This window comes from Planctomycetota bacterium, from assembly GCA_035574235.1.
Taxonomy (GTDB): Bacteria; Planctomycetota; MHYJ01; order MHYJ01; family JACPRB01; genus DATLZA01.
The window spans coordinates 1-25,389 of record DATLZA010000134.1 but is presented as its reverse complement, the minus strand read 5'-3'; the positions used below and the strand labels follow the sequence as shown (position 1 = coordinate 25,389).

Below are 25,389 nucleotides of genomic sequence, written 5' to 3'. Positions count from 1 at the left end.
GGGACGCCGTGGACAAGATCAGGAAGAACGCCTTCTGGGTGGGGGTTGGAGCCGCGGCGGCGGTCCTGGCGGCCTTCTACGTCCTGGCGGTCCTGCCGCTGGGAAGCCAGAAGGAGCGCCTGCGGCGCGAGCTGGCCGGCCTGCGGGGGAGCGGCGGGCTGCTGGCCGAGCTCAAGCAGGAGAAGATTCCGGGCGAGCCCAACATTCGACGCTGGCGGGCGTATCGCGAACAAATGATCAAGGCGTACGGCGAGATCGTGAAGTTCTACGCGGACAGCGACAAGCACCTGGAGCGCTGGTTTCCGGGCCTCCCCTCGAACCCCGCCAGCGGCCTCTTCATGGCGGAGTACCGCAAGCACTACGGGGCGCTCGAGGAGGAGCTTCGGAAAAAGAACGTGCAGATCGGCGTGGTCGGCGACGACGAGAAGCGCCGGTTCGGATTCAACTGGGAAGACCCGCAGCCCGGGGACTTCGACGAGATCCGGCGCCGGGGACAGCCGGGAGATGAAGAGCGCGTCCTCAAGGAGCTTCAGAAGCGCTACTGGGCGCGCGAGCGGGTGGCCAACGCCATCCTCAAAGGCGGCGCCCGCGTCACCCGCATCCACGATTTCCGCTTCTTCCGCAAGCTCCATGACCGGCTCCAGAACGCCCCCTGGGAGCAGCCTCCGACGGGCCCGGACGCGGTCTTCTACCAGGGCGTGGGCGCCGATCCCGGCACGGGCGTTCCCCGCAATTACGTGGAGTATGCGATTCCGGATCCCGAGCACGAGGTCGGTCGGACGATGACGTTCGGGTTCGCGCTGGAGCTCCCGCCGAGCGAAGTGCCCAAGGTGCTGCGGGAGATTCTCAACCCCGCCTACGAGACAAGCGCCAGCGAACGGCTGCTGGTCAACGTCGTGGGGGCGCACTTGACGATCCGGGACCAGGTCGTCCCCGAGGTGGAATTCGTGTACTACCGGGGCGAGGACGCGGACCGGAAAGCCAAGGAAGCGGCGGAGCGCGCGAAGGTCCGTCCCATGGACGTGCTCCTGACGGTGTCCTGTCAGGTCCTGGATTTCGAACCGGAAAAGGCCCGGAAGTTCGAGGAGGCGCAGCCCTAGCGCGGGTGCGCGGGCGGCGTCTAATATAGAGGATCCTCCGAACGGGGGGTTCGAGGAAGGAGCCGGGTATGGCCGAGGCGAAGAAGGCGGGCACGGCGCAGGCGTTTCTGGCCGCCCACGGGGAAAAGCTCGGGCTGGGCGTTGCGGCCGCGGCGCTGCTGGGCTACCTCGTGCTGGGCGTCCTGATGGCCCAGGAAGACCGGGCCCCTTCGGAAGTCCGGCGCGAGGTGGAGCGCCTTTCGCGCGAGCGCCAGAACGGCGACGCGCAGTACGACCCTCCGGCCCCCGAGCCCTGGGCGGCCCGGGCGGTGGAACCCTGGAATAACGTCATCGCCAGCGCCCGGGGCGCCAACGACTTCGCCGCCACGGGCCTCCCCGAAATCCGCGCCAAGGCGATCGAGCGGCCGAAGGTCGCGGTCAAGGAGGTCAAAGTCCCGCCCGTCACGCTCGGGCCGGTGGACGTGGGTCTGGACGGCGTGACGATCAGCTGGGACGTCAAAGCCTTCACGCGCCAGGAGGAGCTGGCGCTCCAGAAGGAATTCGATCTTCTCAAGTACAGCCACTTCAGCGTCGAACGGGAGGTGGCCGGCTCCGGCAAATGGGAAATTTTGGCCGACAAGCTGCCCCCCACGACCAAGAACTTCAAGGACACCCGGATCGAGCCCAAGACGAAGTACAACTACCGCGTCAAGGCCTACGTGGAGCCCGACAAGCAGGGCCGCAAGCCCCGCGAGGGAGATCCGGTGGTGCTTTCGCTCCCCAGCCCCGTTCAGACGCTGGGGATTTTCCGGGTGACTTTCATCAATCCGGGACGCGTTCCCGGACAGGACGCCTATCAGGTGTGGGTGAAGATCGAGAAGCACGACCGCGAGCTGGGGCCCGTTGAAATCCGCCAGTTCCAGCGTCCCGGGGAGAAGATCGGCTGGTGGCCCGAGGGTCAGGGCGGCGAGCCCACGTCGATGCACCCGATTTCCAGAGGCGGCCGGGCCCACACCGTGGACTTCAACACGGGCATGACGCTCGTATCGATCAAACCCACGACCGTGACGCTCGAGATCACGAAGTGCAAGAAGCAGATCACGGCGCAGGGGGCGGGGCAGTGCCAGTTCGTCAAGGAGAAGCGGGTCTTCCACGACATTTACGAGATCGTCGTGTCCGAAGGAGGAGCGGAGCAGACGCTTCTGATCCCCAATCCGAAGGACAGCCCCCGGGCCCGGGACGAGTTCTGCGAAATCCACGGAGGCGTCCGTCCCGCCGGAGGCGCGCCGGACAAGCCCGAGAAGGCGGAGGCGCCGCAGAAATAGCCGCGCGGCGCGTTGCAGGGATCCTTCCCGCCGTTCCCGTCCAATAGATGGGGCTGAAATTTCTTGCCCGTTCGAGGGAGCCCTCTATATTGAGATGGTTCCAAAGGAGCGCCCGATGATGCCGATTCGGATCCTCGCCCTCGCCCTCGCGGTCGCGCTGGCGGCCTGTTCGTCGGGCGCCGCGCCGTCGTCCTCGGCGGAGCCCGCGCCGTCCGCGCCGCCGGAGCGCGAGCCCCAGAGGATGCCGGAGCCCGCGGCGGGAGCGCCCGCCGGCCAGGCGGCCGGGGCGGAGTGGGAGGAGATCCTCCGCAAGCTTCGTTCCTCCCACGAGGTGAGCGAGCAGCAGAAGGGCGCGCAGGCGGATGAGCACTACCGCCTGGCCATGCGCTACTACGAGGCGGGAGATTTCGACAAGGCCGCCCGCGAGTGCGAAAAGGCCCTCCAGATCAACGGGAACCATCTCGGCGCGCAGGCGCTTCTCAAGGAAGTGAATTTCCTCCTGGGACGCGGCGCCGTCACCCCCGTCACGGCCGAGTACGACAAGTTCATGCGGGAGGCTCAGGTCCGGCACCAGCAGACGATCCTGGAGATCGACGGAGCCCTCTCGCGGGGAACCCGGCACTACAACCGGGGCGAATACGACGCCGCCGAGCGCGAGTTCCGCAAGATCCTCGAATACGCCAAGTGGATGCCCACGGGGGTCGAGCTGGAAACGCGCCGAAAGCAGGCCCTGGAAATGCTGGAGCGGACCAAGGAAGCGAGCAAGAACCGCTCGATCGAGGAGGAAAAGGCGCGCCAGAAGATGATCGAGGAGGAAAAGGCGCGCGAGGACCTCCGCCGCCTCATCGACCAGAAGCGGGAGCTGGAGCTCCTGTTCGGCCAGGCGCAGATGCATTTCGAGCGCGAGGAATACGAGCGCTGCATCATGGTCTGCGACAAGATCCTCTACATCAACCCGAACGTCACGTCCGTCGCGGAGATGCGCAACGTGGCCCAGCGGCTCCGGCACAGCCGCGCCGCGCGCGAAAACCTGAAGAACTACGTCGAGGAGTGGAAGCGGACCTTCGAGCAGATCGAACTCAACGGCATCGTCCAGGCTCAGGATCTGGAATTCCCGGACATGGAGACCTGGAAGGAGCTCGTCTCCAAGCGCAAGCCCAAGGGGATCGCCCAGCTCGACGAAGACATCAAGCCCGAGGACAAGGAGATCCTCGACAAGCTCAGGGCGCTGCGGATCACGATCGACATGCAGGACGCGCCGCTGACGGAGGTGGTCAACTACATCCGCGACATCAGCGGCCTGAACTTCCACATCGCCGGCGTCGAGAATCCGCAGGAAACCCGCATCCAGTCGTTCAAGGTGACGGACATCCCGATCGACGCCGCGCTCAAGCTCATGCTCGGGCCCCGACAGCTCGGCCACACGGTCCGCGACGGAATCGTCCTGATCACCCCGCTCGACCAGCTCAAGAAGGCGGTCAAGCTCGAGCTGTACGACGTGCAGGACCTGACCTACGGCATGCAGGACTTCCCGGGCGTGGACATCTCGCTCGCCCAGGACGCCATCGGCACCACGATCGCCCAGGGCGAGGAGACGCGCGCCCAGTTCACGGGCGAGGACCTGGCCACCCTCATCAAGAACACGATCCACAAGAACGAGTGGGAGGAAGCCGACGGGAAATCCATCCAGTTCAGCAGCGGTCTGCTCATCGTGCGCAACTCGATCGAGGTGCACCGGGCGGTGCGGAAGTTCCTCTCGGACCTTCGGGCCTCGACGAGCATGCTCGTGGCCGTGGAAGCGCGGTTCCTCCTGGTGGAGGACGACTTCCTCCAGCAGGTGGGCATGGACTTCCGCGACGTCAACGGCGCGCGGGTCCAGGGCATCACGACGCTGGCGGATATCAACCCGACGATGGCGATCAACCCGCCGTTCCTCCCGGCCGGCTCGGTGGTGACGCTGCCGGCGACCTCGGCGGGCATCACCGGCGTCTTCGGAGATTCGGTCCAGCGCTCGATGGGAGCCCGCATCCAGCAGATCATGACGGGCGACTTCCTCGTCCAGCGGTTCTTCAACACCGTGCTTTCCCCCCTGGGCGGGGCCACGCTCCAGTACACGCTGCTCGACGACATTTCGCTGGAGACGATCATCCGGCTCATCTCCAAGAGCGAGCGCAGCCACGTCCTGACCGCGCCCAAGCTCACGCTCTTCAACACCCAGCGCGGCAACTTCCGCATTTCCAACCAGATGGCCTACGTGCGGGACTACGACGTCCAGATCGCCACGGCCGCCGTGGCGCTCGATCCCATCGTGGACGTGGTCTCCGACGGCATCTCGCTGGACGTGCGTCCCGTGGTCAGCGCGGACCGGCGGTTCGTGACGCTGGAACTCCGGCCCACGATCGCCACCCTCTTCCCGCGGCCGCCCAACATCTTCACGATCACGACCAACGTCACGGCTCCGGGCGCGGTCGTCACGGACCCCCTGCCCGTCAACATCGAAACGCCGATCATCAACATCCAGCGCATCCGCACGACCGTCGTCGTGCCGGACCGGGGCACGCTCATGCTGGGCGGCCTCACGGTCATGTTCGACGAGGACGCGGAAAGCTCGATCCCGATCTGGCGCTCGATCCCCATCGTGGGCAACCTCGGATCCATGAAGGTCAAGGGCCTCCAGCGCCAGCAGACGCTCATCATCGTGCGGGTCCGCATCATCATCCCCGACGAAGAGGAGCGCCGCCGGTTCTAGCCGCGCGGATTCCCGCGGCGGCGAACCCCGGCCGGGTCCGGCCCGTTAAGATAGGGCGGGAGATCCCGCGGACCTCGGGCCGCGGGTTTCGTCCTTCCCGAAGGGGGTGACTGATGAAAGCCGTCCCGGCGATTCCGGTCTTCGCGGCCGCCTTCCTGGCCGCCGCCCTGCCCGCCCCGGCCGCCCAGGATTACGAGCTCGGCAGCGCCCTGGCCGAGCGCGGCTGGTGGGATCTCTCCGAGGAGGTTTTCTCCAGGATCCGCGACTCCGGCGCCACCCCGGAGATTAAAGCCGACGGGGAGTACGGCCTGGCCCGCCTGAAAATCCTCATGGCCAACCGTGCTGACGCTCCCGAGGAAAAGGCCAAGCTGATCGACCGCGCGGTCAAGGAAGTCGAGGCCCTCCTGGCCAAACACCCCAACCACCGCCGCAAGGGCGAGGCCCTCTCGGATATCGGCGATCTCTATCAGGCCAAGGGCAAGGCCCTCATGGCGGCGGCCAAGGTCGATCCCTCCAAAGCCGAGGAGGCGGAAAAAGCCTTCGCCGCCGCCGAAAAGCTTTTCACCGACCTGATCGCGCAGCTCCAGAAGGAAGAGAAACGTCCCCCCGAGGATCCGCGCAAGGATCCCAAGGCGCAGGAGGAGTACGAGCGGTGGGACGAACGCATGATGCTGGCCAAGTACAACTATGGCATCGCGCTCTTCAACCACGCCGAAACCTACCGGGAGAACGCCTCCAAGCACGCCGACATGAAGCGTCTCCTGGAAAAAATGATCAAGTTCATCACCGACGAGTTCATGTGGCAGTACGAGCGCTATCTTCTGGCGTACGACGCGTCGGTGTACGTGGGACGGGCCTACCAGCTCCTGGCGGAATCCGCGGATCGGGAGAAGGCGGAGGAATACTGGAGGCAGGCCTTCATGAACCTGGGCCGGCCGCGCAGCCTCCTGAGCGATCCCGAGAACCGAAAGAGCGAGGATGTCCGCGACGTGGCCGCGCACGCGCTGCTGTTCGAGATGAAGGCGCGGCTGGCCTACGGCGACGCGCGCCGCGGACAGGCCGCCGTCAAGCACTACGCCGACGCCGCCCGCCTGGCCGAGGACTTCTTCAAGATGTTCCCCCAGGCCCGCCTCGAGGAGATCGGCAAGGCGCTCCTCCTGGAACAGGCGCGGGCCTACTGCAAGGCCGGCCAGACCGACAAGGGAGCCAAACTCCTCCAGGAACTCAAGACCAAATACAAGGACACCTGGGTCGAGAGCCTCGCGATCGACTACCTGGGCGAGTACGCCGCCAACGACTCCGTCCAGCTGGCCATCGAGGCGGCCGACAACTTCCTGGAGCGCGGCCCCGCCTACGTCTACCGGGCCATCCAGAAATATCGCCGGGCGCTTCAGTCCATCCGCCGGCCGGAAGACCAGAAGTTCGTCCCCTACTGCTGGGCCCAGCTCGGCAAGTGCTACTTCCTCCTGGGCCGCCACTACGAGGCGGTCGCCGCCCTCTCGATGCTCGAAAAGCCTCCGTTCAACCAGCACGAGAAGGCCCCTGAGGCGGCCCTCCGCAAGCTCACCTCCCTCGGCAAGATCGCCCAGGCCACCGGCGACAAGGCCGATCAGAAAGCCTTCGAGGACTACCGCGTCTGGGTGACCAAGGCCTTCCCCAACCAGGCCAGCGATCAGCTCATCCGCCAGACCGCCATCGACTACGACGACAAGCGCCAGTTCGACAAGGCCGCCGCCGAGTGGGGAAAACTGGCTCAGCCCGGACGCGACGCCTACGAGGAGGCGACCTTCAGCGTGGGCTTCAGCCTCTACAACTACGGGCTTCAGCTCATGGATCAGGCGCGCGGGAAGACCGCCGCCGAACGCGACCGGCTCCTGGCCCAGGCGGCCGACGCCTGGAAGCGGGCCCTGGAATCCTTCCGCCGGCACCTCGACTTCGTCGAGAAGATGACCGGGAAGGAACCGCGCGTCGTGCGCCGCGCCATCGGATCGGTCTACTTCTCCGCCAAGATCCTCTCCCATGAACGCATCGGCCGCCCCCAGGAGGCGCTGGCCATTTCCAACGACGCCGACAAGCGCTTCCCCAACGCCGACCCCAAGCTCCTCATGGCGATCCTCTCCAGCCGGATCGACGCCAAGATCCGCCTGGGCCAGGTCCAGGAGGCGGAAGACGATCTGCGCACCCTCAAGGAGCGTTATGAGAAGGAAGGCGGCCTGGGCATGGACCACTACGCCCGGGCCCTGGCGGTCCTGGCCAACGCCTTCGAGGAAGCGGCCGAAAAGGAACGCGACAAGAACCCGGAGCTCTACGACCTCTACGCGGTCAAGGCCGCCACCTACTACTACGAGTACTACAACCTCAATCCGAGCGCCGTCGCCCGCCCGGAACAGATGGAAGCGATGGCGGACAAGCTCTTCATGGCCGCCGAGCAGCGCTTCAAACTGGGCGAAGCGAAGCTCGGCAAGGAGGGCATGGAGGAGGTCCGCCGGATCTATACCAAAGCGCTCGAGCTGTACAAGGGGTTCCTCCTGGAAAAAGAAGCCCAGCTTCCCAAGGACCAGATCCGCGCGATCAAGTCGCGGCTCACCCGCTGCATGCTCCGCGTGGGCCAGTTCGAGGACGCGGTCAAGATCTACGAGGAGATCGTCCGCAACGACCCTCAGAAGCGCGACGGCAGCTCCTGGGAGGACCTGTCCGACTGCTACGTGGCTCAGGCCATGTCCATGCCCAAAGGCGGACCGCGGAACGAACTCCTGCGCCGGGCCGAAAGCACCTACGCGGAGCTGGCCGGTCTTCTGATGTCCAGCCAGGTTTTCAACGAGCACACGTACCGGCTCCTCTACAAGCGCGCGGAGTGCCTCTTCGAGCTCGACCCCGACGCGCTGGCCCGCTTCTTCGACACCATGGAGCTGCGGGGCTACGCCCCCTCGTGGGATGCCGACGAGAAGGGTCAGAGCCGGTGGGGCTTCCGCCCAAAGTTCGAGAGCCTGCGCAAGAGACTCGAAGAGATTCTCCCGAAGAAGCGCTAGAGGTGAACCCATGAACGTGGCCACGATCGGACTGGCGGCGCTCCTGGCGGCGGCCCAGGCGCCTCCGGCGCGGGACCGCGTGGTCCTTCACCGCGGTAATCCCGTGGAAGGCACGGTCCAGAAAGACACCTGGAAAGAGGTCGTCGTCCAGACGGCCGGAGGCTCCCAGACCTTCCGCCCGCAGGACGTCCGCCGGATCGAATACGCCGACGCCCCCCTGGCCTTCAAGGGCGCCATGGCCCAGATCGAGGGTGAGAAGTGGTCGGAAGCCCTCTCCTCCCTCAAGAGCGCCGAGGAATACGCCAACTCCAAGGAGAAGGGCGTCGTCAAGCCCCGGGGATGGTTCCCCGCCTACGTGGCCTACTATCGCGGGCTCTGCGAGCTCAACCTCGGGCGGCTCGACCAGGCGATTCCGGAGTTCGCCCGGATCCGCAAGGACTTCAAGGACTCCCGATTCCTGGCGGACGCCTACACGCTGGCCCTTCAGGCGCACCGCGAGAAAGGCGACGAAAAGGGCATGGAGGCGGTGGAGAAGGAGATCGAGCAGGCGCCGGCGGAGCTGCGCACGGACCTCGTCAACCAGGCCCGCCGCCAGCGAGCCGAACTTCTCTACGACAAGAACCGGTACGACGAAGCCCGCAAGCTCTTCGAAGCCCTCAAGAGCTCCGCCGATCCGGAGACCGCCGCGGAAGCCACGGCGGGCGTGATCCGGTGCCTCCGGGGCCTCAAGGACGCTCAGGGGCTGGAGACCTTCTGCAACGGCGTGCTCACGACCGCCACGCAACCGGCGCTCCTTCTGATCGCCTCCAACGCCCTCGGGGACCTGCGGTTCGAGAAGAAGCAGTTCGCCCAGGCGCGCGACTTCTACGTGCGAAGCGTCGTCCTTTATTACCCCGGCCGGGGCGGAGGACTGGAGCGCGAACACGAGCACGCGCTCTACCGCCTGGCGCGCTGTTACGAAGAGCTTCTCGAGGCCGCCAAAGATCCCAAGGCGCGGGAGTTTCTCGCGCAACAGGCCTCGGGCGCCTTCCGCGAGGTCTCGATCGAGTATCCCTCCGGGCGGTACCGCGAGGAGGCCGTGGCCAAGGCCGCGAAATACGAACCCAAGGACGACAAGACCGAGCCGCGCAAGCAATAAGCCCGCAGGGAAATGAGGGCCTGGGCGCGTCCAGAGCGTAGAGCTTGATTCGGCCCGGCCCCGCTGCTAGAGTTTGAGGTCTGGGGCAGGCCGATTCCGGCGCCGCACCCGCCGGCGCCCGGAAACCGTCACCGAGCGGGATCTTTGTGGGGGTGCTGGGATGAGGTCGTTCAAGCTGCCGTCGCTTCGTTCGTGGGTCGGGTCCGCTCTGGCCGTCGCCGGGTTGAATCTCGCGGTGGCCGCCCTCGCGTTCGCGCAAGAGGAAGGCGGAGGCTCGAAGGCCTCTTCCGCGGATTTCAGCTTCTTCACCGTCTGGATCCTCGGCGGCGGCGGCGTGGGCTTCATCTTCCTCCTGCCCATCGAAGTCGCCTCGATCGCCACGGTCGCCTTCATCATCGAGCACTTCGTTACGATCCAGCGCGACAAACTCGTCCCGCCCGAGGTGGTGGTGGAGCTCGAAACGCTCCTCGATGAAGAGCAGTACGAGGAGGCCATCAACCTCTGCGAGGCGACGAAAAACTATATCACCAACATCGTCGGCGCCGCGATCGCCCGCGTGGGCGAGGGATATGACGCCATGGTCGCCGCGGCCGAAGCCGCCACCGACGAGCAGAACCTCAAGCTCCAGCACAAGATCAGCTGGCTCCCGCTCCTGGGCAACATCGGGCCGCTCATGGGCCTCTTCGGCACGGTCACCGGCATGGTGATGGCCTTCACGCAGATCGCGATGTCCACGGGCACCCCCTCGCCCCAGGAACTGGCGCAGGGCATCTTCACCGCCCTGGTCACGACCGTGTGGGGCCTGATCGTGGCGATGCCGGCGACGTTCTTCAGCTACCTCTTCAAGGTGAAGGTCCAGAAGCTCTCCTTCGAGCTTTCCGGCGTGGCCATGGAGATCGTGGAGCGCTTCAAGCCCGTGGCCGAGGGCGGGGCTCAGGGCAAGTAACGAAGGAAGGAGGCCCCCATGGCCCGCAGGAAGCTGCCCTCCGAGGTGGAAAACGACGGCTTCGACATGACGCCGATGATCGACGTCACGTTCCAGCTGATCATCTTCTTCATGATCGTCACCGACATGTCGAAGGCTCAGCTGGAGCCCGTGGTCCTTCCCTACGCCCACAAAGCCATCAAAGAGAAGGTCGAGGACCCGCTGACGCTGGTCGTCAACATCATGAAGGACGGGACCATCAAGATCAACGGCAAGACCTTCTGGTCCTCGAAGATGGGGGACGATAACAAGAAACTCGAGGACCTCTTCGAGTCCTACCGTCAGAACCAGAAGTACCAGGAGGTGCCGGGGAAAGCGGACTGGGTGAAGTACCCCGTCCTCATCCGCGCGGACCGATCGACCCCCTTCGAGCACATCCAGAAGATCCTCATGATCGCCACGCACCACGGGGGCGTCACGCGCGTCCAGCTGGGCGCCAAGCAGGAGGGTAAGTAAGATGGCCCGCAGAAGGCGACGCCAGGCGGACGACGTCAAGACCGAACAGCTCAACATGACGCCGATGATCGACGTCGTGTTCCAGCTGCTGATCTTCTTCATGCTGTCGATGCACTTCAAGGAGATCGAGGGCAAGCTCCTCTCCCAGCTCCCGAAGGACAAGGGGTTGGCGCCCACGCACCAGCTCCAGCCGGAGCTTCAGGAGGTGCGGATCGTCATCTGCGCGGGAGGCGATACCCGCACCCACCTTCAGGACAAGGGCCGCCACGAGAAGGCCGACAAACCCAACGACGTCTGCAAGGTGATGGTCGAAAAGATCGAGGTGGGCGACGTCTACAAGACCGAGACCAACCCCGGCAAGGCCGCCCAGAACAAGGCGGTCTTCCAGGCCCTCGGGCAGAAGACCCTCGAACTCTACCAGACGATTCCTTCGAGCCGCGGCGAAGGCAAGAAGCCGCCGGTGATCCTGGACGCCGACAGCGAGGTCCCCTACGAGCACATCATCGGCGCGGTCAACGCGTGCAAGGCCGTGGGGATCGACAACGTCGAGTTCGTGGGAAATCCGCGGCACGACAAGTACTACGGTTCCTACCAGAAGGGGCAATTCCAGCGCAAGTAAGCCCCGTCCCTCGAGCGCTTCCGCGCCCCTTTCCCCTCCGAGAAAGGGGCGTTTTTCTTTCCGACCTTCCGGCCGCGGCGCCGCACGGAGGCCGAATCCCGCGCCGTCCCGTTTGCCCCCGGCGTCGCCTTCTCTCTTTTTCTTGCGCCCCCTCCTGCTTCCTGTAGAATCGTGCAGGGTTTGGCCCGTCTCCTTCGTCTCCTAGATAGTTCCGGCGTCTCGGCCGGGACCGCGTGGAGGATGGGAATCATGACGCATCGCCTTCTTCGGCTGTCGGCCGCGATCGGGGCGGTGGCCCTGGCCGCCGGAATCGGGTGCAGCACGTCCGAGCCCGCGCCCGAGGAACCCGCGCCGGAACCGCCCGCTCAGACCGAGCCGGCGCCGCCTCCTCCCGCGCCCGAGCCCGAGAAGAAGCCCCTCACGATCCAGGCCACCACGCCGGAAATGGAGAAGATCGCTCAGGAGCTGGCCCGCGGAGGCTCGCGGGACGAGCAGCAGCGGCGCGTGGCCTCCCAGCAGCATTACGAGGTGGCGCTGCGCTACCACGACCGGGGCGACTTCGAAAAGGCCCGCGTCGAGGCCGAAAAGGCGCTCCAGGTGTGGCCCGAAAATCTCGCCGCGCGCAAGCTTCTGGCCGACATCCAGCAGATGCTGGTCGGCGGGCGCGCCGAATTCGGCGCCCGGTCCATCGCCGACCAGAGCGTCCAGGCCTTCCGCGTCCAGATCGAGCAGGCTCAGATCGAGATCACGCGCCACATCCGCGAGGGCGAGCGCTACTTCAACGCCCGGATGTACGACGAGGCGATCCGCGAACTCGAAAACGCCGAATTCAAAATCGTCCACATCCCCTACGAGGTGAAGGCCATGAACGACCTCCTCCCCCGCGTGCGGGAGGCGATCGTCAAGGCCCGTAACGCCAAGATCGAGGAGGAAAAGCGCGTCGAAGAGGAGAAGCGCAAGGCCGCGGAGGCCGAGGCCGCCGCCCACGACATCGCCTACCGGCGGGAGGTCACCCGCAAGATCGCCCATCTCCTGGAGCTGGCCTACATGGCCTTCGACCAGAAGAAGTTCGACCGCTGCATCAAGCTCTGCGACGAAATCCTTCTCATCGACCCCCACTACACGGTCGCCAAGGAGCTCAAGGAGGACGCCCAGCGCACCCGGCACAAGGAAGAGTACTTCAACATCCTGGCCAAGAAGGTCGAACACTGGAAGCAGCTGACGGATGACGACGAGGAGGCGGTCATCCCGTATTCCCAGTCGGTCCGCTTTCCCTCCCGCGAAGAATGGGCGGAAATCTCCAAGCGCATCACCGAGAGCGTCATCAAGACCGAGGGCGGAACCCGCGGCGAGGAGGATCCGGACATCCTGGCCATCGAGCGCAAGCTCGACACGATGAAAATCGATCTCGCCTTCGAGGAGACGAAGCTCCAGGACATCCTGGATTTCATCCGGGACTTCTCGGGGCTCAACATCCACATCGACGGGGCCGTCCTCGCGAACATCGATCCGGCCAAGACGCTCAACTTCAAGCTCAAAGACGCGACGCTGCGCAACGTCCTGAAGCTTCTCCTCAGTCAGGTGGGCCTGGACTACCGGATCACGGAAGAGAAGGTGGTCCTGATCACCGACCCCAAGAGCGCCGGGGGCGGCAACGTCCTGGAGCTGCACGACATCCGGGACATTCTCGTGAAGCTTCAGGACTTCGCCGGCCCCAAAGTGGAGCTGGTGTCCCCCTCGGCCCAGGGCGGCGGAGCGCTGACGGGGGCGACCTTCACGCTCGACGAGCCGCGGGAGTCCTCCGTCGGCGAGGAGCAGATCGTCGACCTCATCAAGGAAAACATCGCCCCCAACACCTGGGAAGGGGACCAGACGATCGAGAAAACCCCCAACCAGCAGCTCCTCGTCAACGCCCCCCCCAAGGTCCACCGGGAGCTCCGGGAGTTTCTGGGCAAGCTCCGCAGTTACACGGGCACCATGGTTTCGGTGACCTGCCGGTTCGTGGCCGCCTACGACGACTTCCTCGACGACGTCGGCGTGGACATCATCAACCGCGCCAACCAGTCGCTGCCGGGCATCGACTACACCGGGGTCGGCGGCCTCAGTCAGCCCAACACCCCCTCGATCAACGAACCCAGCGCCCAGATCGGCCCCGGCTTCACGACCAACGAGTCGGCCCGGCTGGAATCCTACGATTTGCGGGCGCAGACGTTCCACACGCTGCTGCGGTTCGACCCCCTGACCGGCATCGGCATCGACCCCCTTCAGAACCGCCTCGTCAGCCAGGGCGGCCTGGGGCTTCAGTACCAGTGGATCGGCGAACAGGCGCTCCAGATCGCCCTCCGGGCCCTCCACAAGGGCCTCAAGGCCACGCTCGTTCAGGCGCCGCGCGTGACGGTCTTCAACACGCAACGCTCCCACGTCATGTTCCTGACCCAGGTGGCCTACATTCAGGACTACGAACCCCAGGTTTCGACCCTCGCCGCGGCCTACGACCCCATCATCGGCATCCTCACCCACGGCGTGGTCCTCGACGTGCGGCCCATCGTGTCCAACGACCGCAAGTACGTAACCCTCGAACTGCGGCCCTCCCTGGCGCAGCTGCAGACCATGCGGACGGTAAACATTCGTCCCGGCCTGAATATCCTCCTGCAGCTTCCCTGGGTGGTCCTCCAGAAGGCCGAAACCACCGTCCAGGTCCCCGACCGCGGAACCCTGATCGTCTCGGGCTTCAAGGATCTCCTGATGAAGGACATGCAGTCCGGGGTGCCGTTCCTCGAGCACATCCCGGTCCTCAACTTCTTCTTCACCCGGAAATCCAAGGCGGATGAACGACGGCGCCTGCTCATGCTGGTGACGCCGGAGATCATCGACCTGGCCGAACACGAAGACCGCCAGTTCTAAGCCGCCCGCCGGGGTTCCTTGATTCCCCCTCCCGGCTCGGTTACGATCTTGCGGCCATGAGCCTCAAGGCGGTCTTCTTCGACATCGACGACACCCTCTTTTCCACCACCGACTTCGCCTCCAAGGCCCGCCGGGCCGCCGTGGAGGCCATGCGCCGCCGGGGCCTGCGCCTGCCCACCGAGCACATCCTCCGGGAACTCCAGGAAGTGATCGCCGAATTCTCCTCCAACCACGAGCACCACTTCGACAAGCTCCTCCTGCGGCTGCCGCGGCGCTCCTGGGACGGCGTCAATCCCGCCATTCTCGTGGCCGCCGGAGTCCAGGCCTACCACGACGCCAAATTCCACCAGCTGCGTCCCTACCCCGACGTCCCCCCGGTGCTGGCACGCCTGGCCCGCACGGACCTCGTCCGCGGCGTCATCACCGCCGGCCTCGAGGTGAAACAGGCCGACAAACTCCTGCGGCTGGGCCTCTACGACTACTTCACCCCCACCGCCATCTTCATCTCCGACCAGATCGGAATCTCCAAGCCCAACTCGAAACTTTTCCAGCGGGCCTGCGACGAGGTGGGCGTCGCCCCGCGGGAAACCATGTACGTCGGCGACCACCCCACCCACGACGTCGATCCCGCCAACGCGCTCGGCATGATCACCGTCCACGTCCGCCGCGGTAAGCACGCGCCCGAACAGGGGCGCACGAAGCCCACCTACACGCTCAAGAACTTCAAAGAACTCTTGACGGTGCTGCGGAAAGACTTTAATGTACGCGTCTGAAACGGGGATAGGTTCCTTGGCTCACGTTTTCCCGCGCTTCCGGCCGCTTCCGCTCTTGGTGGGGATCCCCCGGCATGCCCGATAACGACTACGTCGCGATCCTCGACTTCGGCTCGCAGTACACCCAGCTCATCGCGCGGCGGACCCGCGAGGCGAGCGTCTACTGCGAAATCCTCCCGCCGGACGTCTCCCCCGACGAGCTCAAGAAGCACCGCCTCAAGGGAATCATCCTCTCCGGCGGGCCCGCCAGCGTCTACCAGCGCCGCGCCCCCACCTGCGACCCCCGCATCTTCGAGCTCGGCGTCCCCGTCCTGGGCATCTGCTACGGCATGCAGCTCGGAGCCAAGCTTCTGGGCTCCAAGGTGAGCCCCGCCGCCGACCGCGAGTACGGCCGCACGGACATCACCGTCAAGAACGGCGACCGCCTCTTCCGCGGCGTTCCCCACGATACCCAGGTCTGGATGAGCCACGGGGACCGCGTGGAAGCCAACCCGCGCGACTTCGACGTCCTGGCCAGCACCCGCAACTGCGCCACCGCCGCCGTCCGGCACAAGAAGCGCCCCTTCTACGGCGTCCAGTTCCACCCCGAGGTGCACCATACGCCCTTCGGCGCCCAGATCCTGCGGAATTTCCTCTACGCCATCTGCGGCTGCCGCGGCGACTGGGAAATGAAGTCCTACGTGGACAACGCCATCGCCGAAATCCGCCGCACCGCCGGCAAGGACCACGTCCTGTGCGCCCTCTCCGGCGGCGTGGACTCGGCCGTGGTGGCCGCCCTCGTCCACAAGGCCGTCTCCAACCGCCTCACCTGCGTCTTCGTGGACAACGGATTCCTCCGCAAGGGCGAAGCCAAAAAGGTGCGCGACTTCTTCGAGCGGCGCATGCACGTCAACCTCGTGGTCGTGGACGCCGCCGCCCGCTTCCTCAAGGCCCTCAAGGGCGTCACCGACCCCGAGATCAAGCGCACCCGCATCGGCCATACCTTCGTCGAGGTCTTCAAGCAGGCCGCCCGCCCCCTCAAACAGGTCAAGTTCCTGGCCCAGGGGACGCTCTACCCGGACGTCATCGAGTCCCGCTCCGCCCACGGCGGCCCCTCGGCCAAGATCAAGACCCACCACAACGTGGGCGGACTCCCCAAGGAACTCGGCTTCAAGCTCCTGGAGCCGCTCCGGTTCCTCTTCAAGGACGAAGTCCGCCGCATCGGACGCGAGCTGGGTCTCCCCGAGGAACTCGTCCGGCGCCAGCCCTTCCCCGGCCCGGGCCTGGCGGTCCGTTGCGTCGGCCCCGTCACCCCCGAACGGCTCGAGATCCTCCGCGAAGCCGACGACATCGTCGTCCACGAGATCGAAAAGGCCAAGCTCCAGGACCGCCTGTGGCAGTATTTCGCCGTGCTGCTCCCCGTCCGAAGCGTCGGCGTCATGGGCGACGGACGCACGTACCAGGAAACCGTCGCCGTCCGCATCGTGGAGAGCCTCGACGGAATGACCGCCGACTGGAGCCGCGTCCCCCACGACGTCCTGGCCGCAATCAGCTCCCGCATCGTCAACGAGGTCAAAGGCGTCAACCGAGTGGTCTACGACATCACGTCGAAGCCGCCCAGCACCATTGAATGGGAGTAACCCCGTGCCGGCCGACGAAGATCTCCTCTTCGGAAAGATCGCCCTCGCCCGGAAATTCTGCACCGCCGAGCAGATCCAGGAATGCCTGCGCCTCCAGGCCCAGGAAAATCCCGCCCCGCCCCTCGGGGAAATCCTCCTCTACAAGGGCTATCTGACCCCCGAGCAGCACGCCGAGGTCCTGCGCGCCCAGAAAGAGAACCTGCAGGCCGTGGACCCCGCTTCCCAGCGCCGCAAGGAGGACATCCTCTTCGGCAAACTCGCCGTGCGGGAGGGACTCGCCACCCTGGATCAGGTCAACGAATGCCTGCGCCTCCAGGCCCAGCCCGGCGAAACCCGGTCCCTCGGCGAGATCATGATCGCCCGGGGCTATCTCACCGCCGACCAGGTCAAAACGCTCCTGGCCCGGCAGCTCAAGAAGATCATGCACTGCCCCGCCTGCCGGCTCTCCTTCACCGTCCTGACCCTTTCCCGCAACAAGAGCGTCGCCTGCCCCCGATGCAAGGGCCCCCTCCAGGAAGGCAAGCCCTCGGACTCCATCCGCACCGACGCGGAATTCGCGACTCAGGTCTTCCGCATGGTCAAAAGCGAGCTCCCCGCCCCCCTGCGCCCCGAAACCCGGCGCATGCCCGCCGTCCCCCGCACCGTCAAGGTCACCTGCGTCATCTGCGAAAACGTCTTCGAAGAGGCTCTCGATACCACCGGCCGCGTCCGCTGCCCCGCCTGCCACACGAGCTTCACCCCGCGCTGACGCCGCAAAGCCGCCCCGCCTTGCGGCCCCCCACCCCTTGTGGTAAAATCCCGCTTGAAACCCAAATCCTTGGGCTTCAGAAGGAAAACCGCGATGCCCGAGCGCCCGGAAGGGACCCTTCCCGCGGCGCGGCGCCTGCCGCGCCCCGCCCTGGACGTCCGACTGTCCGAAAACGCCCTCCGGGTCCTCGAAAAGCGCTACCTCCGCAAGGACGATCGAGGCCGCCCCGCCGAAACCCCGGAGGAGCTTTTCTGGCGCGTGGCCGTCCATGTCGCCCAGGCCGAACGCCTCTACGGAGCCGACGACGACCGCGTCGCCCGGACCGCCGAACGCTTCTACCGCCTCATGGCCGGCCTGGAATTCCTCCCCAACTCCCCCACCCTCATGAACGCCGGCCGGCCCCTCGGACAGTGCTTCGCCTGCTTCGTCCTGCCCGTCGCCGACGCCATCACCGACGACAAGGACGAAGGGATTTTCGACACGCTGCGCTCCGCGGCCGCCATTCACCAGACCGGCGGAGGCACCGGCTTCAGCTTCTCCCGCCTGCGTCCGGAAGGCGCGCTCGTCGCCTCCACCGGCGGCCGCGCCAGCGGCCCCGTCAGCTTCCTTCGCGTCTACAACGCCGCCACCGACGCCATCCACCAGGGCGGCTTCCGCCGCGGCGCCAACATGGGCATCCTCCGCGTCGATCACCCCGATATCCTCGACTTCGTCAACCTCAAGGCCGACCCGCGCGAGATGGCCAACTTCAACCTCTCCGTGGCCGTCACCGACGAATTCCTCCGCGCCGTCCGCGGAAACCTCAAGCACGTCGTCGTCGAACCTCATACCGGACGCGCCCTGCCCCTGCGCGAGAAGATCCGCGACGCCCACGGCGAACTGGTCGGATACGGCGACCACGAATGGACCGCCCGGGAACTTTTCGATCTCATCGTCCGCCGCGCCTGGGAGTCCGGCGAACCGGGGCTTTTCTTCATCGACCGCGTCAACCGCTTCAACCCCACCCCCCGCCTGGGCGACATCGAGGCCTGCAACCCGTGCGGCGAGCAGAGCCTGCTCCCCTGGGAAGCCTGCAACCTCGGCTCCATCAACCTGGCGCGCTTCGTCGAACCCGCCGAGGGCGCCGCCGGACGGGCCTCTTCCCCCGAAAGCCGCATCCGCTGGAAACTCCTCGCGGACGCCATCCACCTCGCCGTGCGCTTCCTCGACGACGTCATCGACGTCAACGTCTACCCCAAGTCGCGCATCGAGGAAATCGTGCGCGGCAACCGGAAAATCGGCCTCGGCGTGATGGGCTGGGCGGACATGCTTTTTCTTCTGGGCGTGCGCTACGACTCCCCGGCCGCCCTGGCGCTCGGCCGCACCCTGATGCGGTTCGTCAAGGAGGAAGCCTGGAAGGCCTCCATGGACCTGGCGCGCGAACGGGGGCCCTTCCCCAACTACCCGGACAGCGCCTGGACCGCGGGCCATCCCTACTTTTCCGCCCCCGCCCCGATGCGCCACGCGATGGTGACGACCGTCGCCCCCACGGGAACGATCTCGATCCTGGCCGGCTGCTCGCCGGGCATCGAGCCCCTCTACTCCCTCGCCTTCGTCCGCCAGGTCCTCGACGGCGAACGCCTCCTCGAAGTCCATCCCTACTTCCGCGAGGTCGCCGAACGCGAAGGCTTCGCCTCGCCGGAGCTTTTCGAGCGGCTTCTGGCCGAAGGAAGCTGCCGCGGGATCCCCGAGATCCCCGCCCCGTGGCGCGAGATCTTCGCCTGCGCCCACGACGTGCCCCCCGAAGGACACGTCCGCATGCAGGCCGCCTTCCAGGAGTTCACCGACAACGGCGTCTCCAAGACCGTCAACCTTCCCCGGGACGCCCGCCCCGAGGACGTCCGGCGGGTTTATGACCTGGCCGTGGAGCTCGGACTCAAGGGGATCACCGTCTATCGCGACGGCTCCCGCGCCGAGCAGCCGATGGCGCTCTCCCCGGAAGCGGCCGCCCGTGCGGATCAGGGCGCCGCCGCGGCCCGCCGACCCGTCCCCCGCGAAGCCCCGGCCGTGCGCTACCGCTACCCCACGAACCTCGGCCACGCCTACATCACGATCACCCGCGATTCGAAGGGACCCCGCGAAGTCTTCACCGGTCTCGGAAAGTGCGGAAGCGACGTGGCCGCCCTCACGGAGGCCTTGAGCCGCGTGATCTCGACGTCCCTGGCGTACGGCGTTCCCCCCGAGGACATCGCCCGGCAGCTTCTCGGCATCACTTCGCAGCCGGTGCCCTTCGAGGGAGGCTGGGTGAAATCCCTCCCGGACGCCGTCGGCCGCGCGCTCCTGCGCGACCTCGGGAAGCCGCCGGAATCGCCCGCCCGGGAAACCGGAGCTTTCTGCCCCGACTGCGGATCCCCGCTGCGCTTCGAAGAGGCCTGCGTGCGCTGCCCCTGCGGGTACAGCCGCTGTTAGCCGGACGCGCGCCGCGGCGACCCCGCGCCGTCCGGCGTCCGAGACTCCTCCTCCAAGGCCTTGCGGACCTGGCGCAGGAGATCGCCCGGCGAAAAGGGCTTCCGGAGGACGCGGCGGACGTTCCGGCTCACCTGCTCGCGAAGAAGCTCATCCTCGCTGTGCCCCGTCATGTAAAGCACCTTCACTTCGCCCAGACGGTCCCGGGCCGCGCGAATCAGCTCGTGGACGCTCGGCCCGGGCATCACGATGTCGGTCAGGATCAGGTGAATCGGCTCGGACCGGCCCGCCAGAAGCGCCATCGCCTCGGCGGCGTCACCGGCCTCCAGAACCGAGTACCCGTTCCGCTTCAGAATCTGCACCGCCAGGAGACGCACCGCCCGCTCGTCCTCGACGACGAGGATCGTTTCGTCTCCCCCGAGGCGCTCCACCCGCCGGGTCTCCTCGGACGGAGCGCCCTCGGCCTCGACCCGGGGCAGGTAGATCCGGAAGACGCTTCCGGCTCCGCGGCGGCTCTCGACGCCGATGTAGCCCCCGCTCTGCTTGACGATCCCGTACACCGTCGCCAGGCCGAGCCCCGTCCCCTTCCCCGGCTCCTTCGTCGTGAAAAACGGCTCGAAAAGGTGCGCCAGCGTCGGCGCATCCATTCCGCAGCCGGTGTCGGAAACCGCCAGACAGACGTGCGGGCCCGACCGGGCGCCGGGATGGGCCGCCTCGAAGTCTCCGTCCAGGGTCACGTTGCGGACGTCGATCGTGAGCGTCCCCGGACCGGCGATCGCGTCGCGCGCGTTCAGGGCGAGATTGAGAAGAACCTGCTCCATCTGGCCGCGATCGACCCGAACGAGTCCGAGGTCGGAATCGAACGACGTTCGTATGGCGATCCGCTCCCCCAGCAGCCGGCGAAGCATCTTCTCCATGCCCTCGACGATGCTCCTCAGGTCCGTCACGCGCGGGGAAAGGATCTGGCGGCGGCTGAAGGCCAGAAGCTGCGCCGTGAGCGTTCCGGCCCGCTCGCCGGCCTTCCGGATCTCCTCGAGGTCCTCGCGGGCCGGCGCCCCGGGATCCAGTTTTTCGAGAGCGGCCGAGGCGTATCCGGTGATGACCGTGATGAGGTTGTTGAAGTCGTGGGCGATCCCGCCCGCCAGCCTCCCGATCCCTTCCATCTTCTGAGCCTGCCGGAGCTGATGCTCCAGCTTGCGTTTCTCCGAAATGTCCCGATCGATCGCCGAGGCCCCCGCCGGACGGCCCTCCGCGTCCAGGACCGCGGAGACGGAGACGAACACCTCGACCTCCCGCCCGTCTTTCGCCCGCCGCACGGTCTCAAAAGGCGCGATCCGCTCGCCCCGCTTCAGGCGCGCCAATACGGACGCCCATTCGCCCCGCCGATCCGGCGGCTCCAGAACGCCGACGGGGCTCCCCACGATTTCCTCGGCGCGGTAGCCGTACATCCGCTCCGCCCCGGGATTCCAGGAACGGACGACGCCGTCCAGCGATTTCGAATAGATCGCGTCCTCGGAGGAACTGACGATCGAGGCAAGTTCCGCCTGGGCCCGCTCCCGCCCGCGCCGCTCCGAAAGGTCGCTGATCATGGCCAGCGTCCCCTCGTACCGGCCTTCGCCGTCGAAAAACGGGCTCGCGGCGCATCGAACCCAGAGTTCCCCGCCGTCCCGGCGGCGCAGGCGGAACTCGTAGCCCTCCCGCCCCCCCTGCCGATGGCGGTCGAAGCGCGCCCGGACCGCCGATTCCTCCTCGGGGGCCAGAAACGCGTAGAACGGACGTCCGATCATCTCCTCGGGAGCGTATCCGAGGAGTTCCCCCATCTTCCGATTGACGAAACTCGTGCGGTCCGCCGGGTCGGTGACCCAGATGCCCTCCTCCGCCGTCTCCACGATCAGGCGGTACCGTTCCTGACTGGACCTCAGCGCCTTGAGAAAGAGCTTCCGTTCGATCGCATAGCGGACCGAGCGGGACAGGGCGTGCCCGTCCGTGGCTCCCTTGATCAGGTAGTCCTCCGCCCCGTGCTGGAGGGCCTGAAGGCCGAGCTGCTCGTCCTCCCGTCCGGTCAGGACGATCACCGGCAAGGGGGCCGCGGCCGCGTACACTCTTCGCAACGTCTCCAGACCCTCGCCGTCCGGAAGGCCCAGATCCAGAAGAACGGCGTCGATCTCCTCCGCGGCAAGCTTCTCCAGGGCCTGGGCGACCGTCCCGGCCGCCACGATCTCGAACCGCCCGAATCGAGGCTCCGCCAGAGCCTCCCGCACGAGCCGAAGGTCGCCCGGGTTGTCGTCGACGACCAGAATCCGGATATTCGGAACCTCCACGGCGGTCATTCCCTCGGGAGCTTCACGATCGTCAGCCAGAAACCTTCGATCGCCTTGACGACCGTGATGAACTGCCCGAGATCGACGGGCTTGGTGACGTAGCAGTTGGCGTGCAGGTCGTACGAACGAACCACATCCTCGTCGTTCTTGGAGGTGGTCAGGACGACCACGGGAATCCTGCGGAGATCGGGATCCTCCTTCACCTCCCGGAGCACTTCGCGGCCGTCCTTCCGAGGAAGGTTGAGATCCAGGAGAATGAGGTCCGGCCGCGTACTTACCCCGGCGCTTGAGGAGGTCCACGCCCTCGACTCCGTCCCGGGCCACCTGGAGGGTGTTGCGGACCTTCGTCTCTCGCAGGATCTCCTGCGTCAGGCGGACGTCTCCCGGGTTGTCTTCGATGAGAAGAATCTCCACGGGCTTTCCCGGTTCCAAGCCGTTCATGGGCGGTCTCCTTGCGCGGGCAGGGTGAAAAAGAACGTGGAGCCCTTGCCCGGCGAAGACTCCACCCAGATGCGGCCTCCGTGCCGCTCGACGATTCGTTTGCAGGTCGCCAGACCGATTCCGTTGCCGGGAAACTCCGACCGGCTGTTGAGCCTCTGAAAAACGACGAAGAGACGCCCGAAGAAGGAGGGATCGATCCCGATCCCGTCGTCCGCCACCGAGATCGTCCACTCGCCCGCCCCCGCAGAAGCGGATACGCGGATCCGGACCCCCGGACCGCGCCGGAACTTCACGGCGTTGCTGATGAGATTCTGGAAAACCAGAAGAAGCTGCGAGGCGTCCCCCCACACCCGCGGAAGAGGATCCCGCGTCACCACGGCCCCGCTCTCCGCGATCGCCGAGGAGAGGTTCGCCAGCGCGTCGTCGAGCACGCGGTCGAGGGAAACCTCCGTCCGCGGACCCCGCGCGGACCCCGCCCGGGAGTACGCCAGGAGATCGTTGATCATCGCCTTCATGCGCGTGGCGCCGTCCACCGCGAAGGCGATGAAATCACGCGCGTCCTGGTCGAGCGCGTCCTTGTAGCGGCGCTCCAAAAGCTGCGTGTAGCTGGCCACCATCCGGAGCGGCTCCTGCAGGTCGTGCGAGGCGACGTAGGCGAACTGTTCCAGATCCGCGTTCGAGCGGGCCAGCTCCGCGTTGGCGCGCTCGAGGCGGTCCCGGTACGCCTCCAGCGCCCGCTCCGCCCGCCGGCGGTCGGTGATGTCTTCGACGGCCAGAAGAACGTAGGCCTCCTCCACGCCCGACCGCGCCAGGAAGCGCGCGTTGAGGAGGAGCGTCCTGGGCCCGATCCCCGGGAACTCCCCCTCGATCTCGAGATCGTCGAACGTCCCGTGACTGCGGAAAAGATCCTCAAGGCGGGAACGAAGCGACGGAAGGTCCCACCGGCCGCCGCTCAGCTCCGGAAGCCGGCGCCCCTCGGCCTCCCCGGGCGACATCCCGAAAAAGCGGTAGAACGACCGGTTCGCCGTCCTCACTCTCAGCTCCCGGTCGAGCACCAGAAGGGGGTCGCGGACCGTGTCGACGATTTCCCAGCCGAGCGCCTCCGCGCCGTTCCGGAACGCCGCCACGTCGAATCCCGTCACGGAGCTACCTTCCTTTCGGCCGTTGCGATCCGCCTTCCAGGAGCCGGCGGACGGTTTCGAGGAGAAGCGCCGGCCTCACGGGCTTGCGGAACGCGGCGTCCGCCCCCGCCTTCCGGGCGGCGCGGAGCTGGCTCTCGGGCATCCCGGAGACGACCACGATCTTGACGCCCGCGAGCCGGGGCGACCGGCGGATGAACTCGATCACCTGAAGGCCCCCCAGCCCGGGCATCGACAGATCCAGCGTCACGAGGTCGGGCGCGAAGGAGTAGAGCTTCGCGCCCGCCTGGAACCCGTCGGCCGCGGAGTCCATCCGAAAGCCCTCCCGCTCCAGAATGCGCGAGACGACCTTCACCGACACCGGATCGTCGTCCACCACGAGGACGCGCTTTTCTCCCGAGGCGCCCAACGGCGGCACCGGAAAGCCGTGCGCCTCGAGAAAGGCCACGAAGTCTTCGACCCGGATTCTCCGATCCCCCCGGCCGGGCAGCGCGTGCGCCTTCAGCCGCCCCTGCCGGATCCAGCGCAGCACCGTCATCGCGCTCACGCCGCACCAGCGGGCGACCTCGCCGGTCGTCAGGAATTCCTTGCGGGGCGTCTCGGAAGACCTCACAGCTACCTTATTGTAATGCATGCCAAGGAAATAACAATCATAAATATCGTAACAATTCTAACGTCCGCCGCGTTTCGCCCGGCGGCCCCCGGCCCGGCCCGCCGCGACGTAGAATTCTTGGGGCGCGCCGCAGGTCGTGTGAGAGAATGCCGCCCATGGCGCTTGCCGCGCGCGTGCTGGCCGCCGTCACCCTGGCGGCCGCCTTCGGCTGCGGGGACTCCGCCTCGGCTCCGGCGGCGCCTCCGCCCCGCCCCGCCGCGGCGGATCGGCCCGCCGACCCGCCGCCGCTCTCCTTCCGCCTCCACCACCTGGACGCCGGCCGCGTGCGGCGGATCACCCTGTTTTTCCCCTCCCCGCCCCCCTCCGCCGCCGACACGTGCGTCCTCGTGGACGACCAGGGTCGCCGCCACCGCGGCTCCCCCGCCGACGCCCGCGAGCTCTTCCTCCGGGACGTGCGGCGCCACCCCGCCGCCGGGGCCCTCTCCTTCATCGTCCCCGCGGACGTCCGAACGCTCGACCTGGCCGCTTCCGACGGGCGCCGCCGGCCCGTGGCCCGCCTGGACGAGCCCCCGCGCGTGCACCCGCCGGGCCGCCCCGTTCCGTATGAAGGCTGGGAGATCGTTCCTTCCGGCCGCCCCGGCCCGGACCGCTCGTTCGAGCTGGAAATCCAGGCGCGTCCCTCCGAGCCCGACGCCGCCCCCCTGGACCCCGGGTCCTTCCTCCTCATCGCCGAGGACGGCACGCCCTTGACCCCGCGCGCGATCGAAGCCCGGCCGCCCTTCCGGCTGCGGTACTCCGACCTCCCCGCCGGCGCGCGCCGCCTGCGCCTCCAGACCTCCTTTCGGACCGAGCGGCCGGAATACGTCTTCTTCGAACGGCCCGCTCCCCCGCCGCCGACCGCCGCCGAGGCCCCGGCCGGGAAAAGCCTCCCCGCCCCCTCCGCCGCGCCCGCCGACTTCGAAACGCGCCTGGCGGCCGACCCGATCGCCGCTCTGCGCGCGCTCGA

Annotated in this window: 17 protein-coding genes and 1 pseudogene; 14 read left to right on the top strand and 4 right to left on the bottom strand. The window is 66.9% G+C overall.

The window, feature by feature from the left end; translation table 11 throughout:
* Positions 1–8: 8 nt before the first annotated feature.
* The 13 genes from VNO22_12480 to VNO22_12420 all read left to right on the top strand — a co-directional run bounded on the left by VNO22_12480 (position 9) and on the right by VNO22_12420 (position 19,872).
* Complete coding sequence (locus VNO22_12480) at positions 9–1,100, top strand: hypothetical protein (GenBank protein HXG62189.1); 1,092 nt, start codon at positions 9–11, stop codon at positions 1,098–1,100.
* Positions 1,101–1,168: 68 nt separating this feature from the next.
* The gene (locus tag VNO22_12475) at positions 1,169–2,404 is read left to right on the top strand and encodes a fibronectin type III domain-containing protein (GenBank protein HXG62188.1); all 1,236 of its coding nucleotides are present in this window, start codon (positions 1,169–1,171) and stop codon (positions 2,402–2,404) included.
* Between the two features lie 115 nt (positions 2,405–2,519).
* The gene (locus VNO22_12470) at positions 2,520–5,153 is read left to right on the top strand and encodes a tetratricopeptide repeat protein (GenBank protein HXG62187.1); all 2,634 of its coding nucleotides are present in this window, start codon (positions 2,520–2,522) and stop codon (positions 5,151–5,153) included.
* Positions 5,154–5,266: 113 nt separating this feature from the next.
* Entirely contained in the window at positions 5,267–8,182 is a 2,916-nt protein-coding gene (locus tag VNO22_12465; GenBank protein HXG62186.1) for a hypothetical protein, read from the top strand.
* 10 nt (positions 8,183–8,192) lie between these two features.
* Positions 8,193–9,320: a tetratricopeptide repeat protein gene (locus tag VNO22_12460; GenBank protein HXG62185.1), complete on the top strand. Its 1,128-nt coding sequence runs from the start codon at positions 8,193–8,195 to the stop codon at positions 9,318–9,320.
* Positions 9,321–9,480: 160 nt separating this feature from the next.
* Complete coding sequence (locus tag VNO22_12455) at positions 9,481–10,266, top strand: MotA/TolQ/ExbB proton channel family protein (GenBank protein HXG62184.1); 786 nt, start codon at positions 9,481–9,483, stop codon at positions 10,264–10,266.
* An 18-nt stretch (positions 10,267–10,284) separates the two neighbouring features.
* Positions 10,285–10,761 (top strand): biopolymer transporter ExbD, encoded by a 477-nt coding sequence (locus tag VNO22_12450; GenBank protein ID HXG62183.1) that lies wholly within the window; start codon positions 10,285–10,287, stop codon positions 10,759–10,761.
* Between the two features lies 1 nt (position 10,762).
* Complete coding sequence (locus VNO22_12445; GenBank protein HXG62182.1) at positions 10,763–11,380, top strand: biopolymer transporter ExbD; 618 nt, start codon at positions 10,763–10,765, stop codon at positions 11,378–11,380.
* Positions 11,381–11,629: 249 nt separating this feature from the next.
* Complete coding sequence (locus VNO22_12440) at positions 11,630–14,284, top strand: hypothetical protein (GenBank protein ID HXG62181.1); 2,655 nt, start codon at positions 11,630–11,632, stop codon at positions 14,282–14,284.
* 56 nt (positions 14,285–14,340) lie between these two features.
* Entirely contained in the window at positions 14,341–15,057 is a 717-nt protein-coding gene (locus tag VNO22_12435) for a TIGR02253 family HAD-type hydrolase (GenBank protein HXG62180.1), read from the top strand.
* A gap of 74 nt (positions 15,058–15,131) precedes the next feature.
* Positions 15,132–16,676 carry a glutamine-hydrolyzing GMP synthase gene (gene guaA / locus VNO22_12430; GenBank protein HXG62179.1) on the top strand — a complete coding sequence of 515 codons (1,545 nt, stop codon included), beginning with the start codon at positions 15,132–15,134 and terminating at the stop codon, positions 16,674–16,676.
* 4 nt (positions 16,677–16,680) lie between these two features.
* Positions 16,681–17,424 carry a hypothetical protein gene (locus VNO22_12425; GenBank protein ID HXG62178.1) on the top strand — a complete coding sequence of 248 codons (744 nt, stop codon included), beginning with the start codon at positions 16,681–16,683 and terminating at the stop codon, positions 17,422–17,424.
* Between the two features lie 93 nt (positions 17,425–17,517).
* Entirely contained in the window at positions 17,518–19,872 is a 2,355-nt protein-coding gene (locus tag VNO22_12420) for an adenosylcobalamin-dependent ribonucleoside-diphosphate reductase (GenBank protein ID HXG62177.1), read from the top strand.
* Here the strand turns inward: VNO22_12420 and VNO22_12415 are convergent.
* The 4 genes and pseudogenes from VNO22_12415 to VNO22_12400 form a co-directional block, all read right to left on the bottom strand.
* Positions 19,869–22,190: a PAS domain S-box protein gene (locus VNO22_12415; GenBank protein ID HXG62176.1), complete on the bottom strand. Its 2,322-nt coding sequence runs from the start codon at positions 22,188–22,190 to the stop codon at positions 19,869–19,871. The two genes, VNO22_12420 and VNO22_12415, sit on opposite strands and share 4 nt — an antisense overlap.
* 5 nt (positions 22,191–22,195) lie before the next feature.
* Positions 22,196–22,631: pseudogene (locus VNO22_12410) on the bottom strand (response regulator).
* The gene (locus VNO22_12405; protein HXG62175.1) at positions 22,628–23,773 is read right to left on the bottom strand and encodes an ATP-binding protein; all 1,146 of its coding nucleotides are present in this window, start codon (positions 23,771–23,773) and stop codon (positions 22,628–22,630) included. The pseudogene VNO22_12410 and the gene VNO22_12405 overlap by 4 nt, the downstream one beginning before the upstream one ends.
* Positions 23,774–23,777: 4 nt before the next feature.
* Positions 23,778–24,383 carry a response regulator gene (locus VNO22_12400; protein HXG62174.1) on the bottom strand — a complete coding sequence of 202 codons (606 nt, stop codon included), beginning with the start codon at positions 24,381–24,383 and terminating at the stop codon, positions 23,778–23,780.
* Between the two features lie 155 nt (positions 24,384–24,538).
* On the opposite strand from VNO22_12400, the gene VNO22_12395 reads away from it, so the two are divergent.
* The coding region (locus VNO22_12395) for a hypothetical protein (protein ID HXG62173.1) at positions 24,539–25,389 on the top strand (851 nt) is incomplete at its 3' end.

What these genes read in the sequence shown, in the direction of transcription:
- VNO22_12470 (HXG62187.1), top strand. Translation starts at nt 2,520, where the DNA reads ATGATGCCGATTCGGATCCTCGCCCTCGCCCTCGCGGTCGCGCTGGCG.
- VNO22_12440 (HXG62181.1), top strand. Translation starts at nt 11,630, where the DNA reads ATGACGCATCGCCTTCTTCGGCTGTCGGCCGCGATCGGGGCGGTGGCC.
- VNO22_12445 (HXG62182.1), top strand. Translation starts at nt 10,763, where the DNA reads ATGGCCCGCAGAAGGCGACGCCAGGCGGACGACGTCAAGACCGAACAG.
- VNO22_12465 (HXG62186.1), top strand. Translation starts at nt 5,267, where the DNA reads ATGAAAGCCGTCCCGGCGATTCCGGTCTTCGCGGCCGCCTTCCTGGCC.
- VNO22_12435 (HXG62180.1), top strand. Translation starts at nt 14,341, where the DNA reads ATGAGCCTCAAGGCGGTCTTCTTCGACATCGACGACACCCTCTTTTCC.
- VNO22_12450 (HXG62183.1), top strand. Translation starts at nt 10,285, where the DNA reads ATGGCCCGCAGGAAGCTGCCCTCCGAGGTGGAAAACGACGGCTTCGAC.
- VNO22_12420 (HXG62177.1), top strand. Translation starts at nt 17,518, where the DNA reads ATGCCCGAGCGCCCGGAAGGGACCCTTCCCGCGGCGCGGCGCCTGCCG.
- VNO22_12455 (HXG62184.1), top strand. Translation starts at nt 9,481, where the DNA reads ATGAGGTCGTTCAAGCTGCCGTCGCTTCGTTCGTGGGTCGGGTCCGCT.
- VNO22_12475 (HXG62188.1), top strand. Translation starts at nt 1,169, where the DNA reads ATGGCCGAGGCGAAGAAGGCGGGCACGGCGCAGGCGTTTCTGGCCGCC.
- guaA (HXG62179.1), top strand. Translation starts at nt 15,132, where the DNA reads ATGCCCGATAACGACTACGTCGCGATCCTCGACTTCGGCTCGCAGTAC.
- VNO22_12460 (HXG62185.1), top strand. Translation starts at nt 8,193, where the DNA reads ATGAACGTGGCCACGATCGGACTGGCGGCGCTCCTGGCGGCGGCCCAG.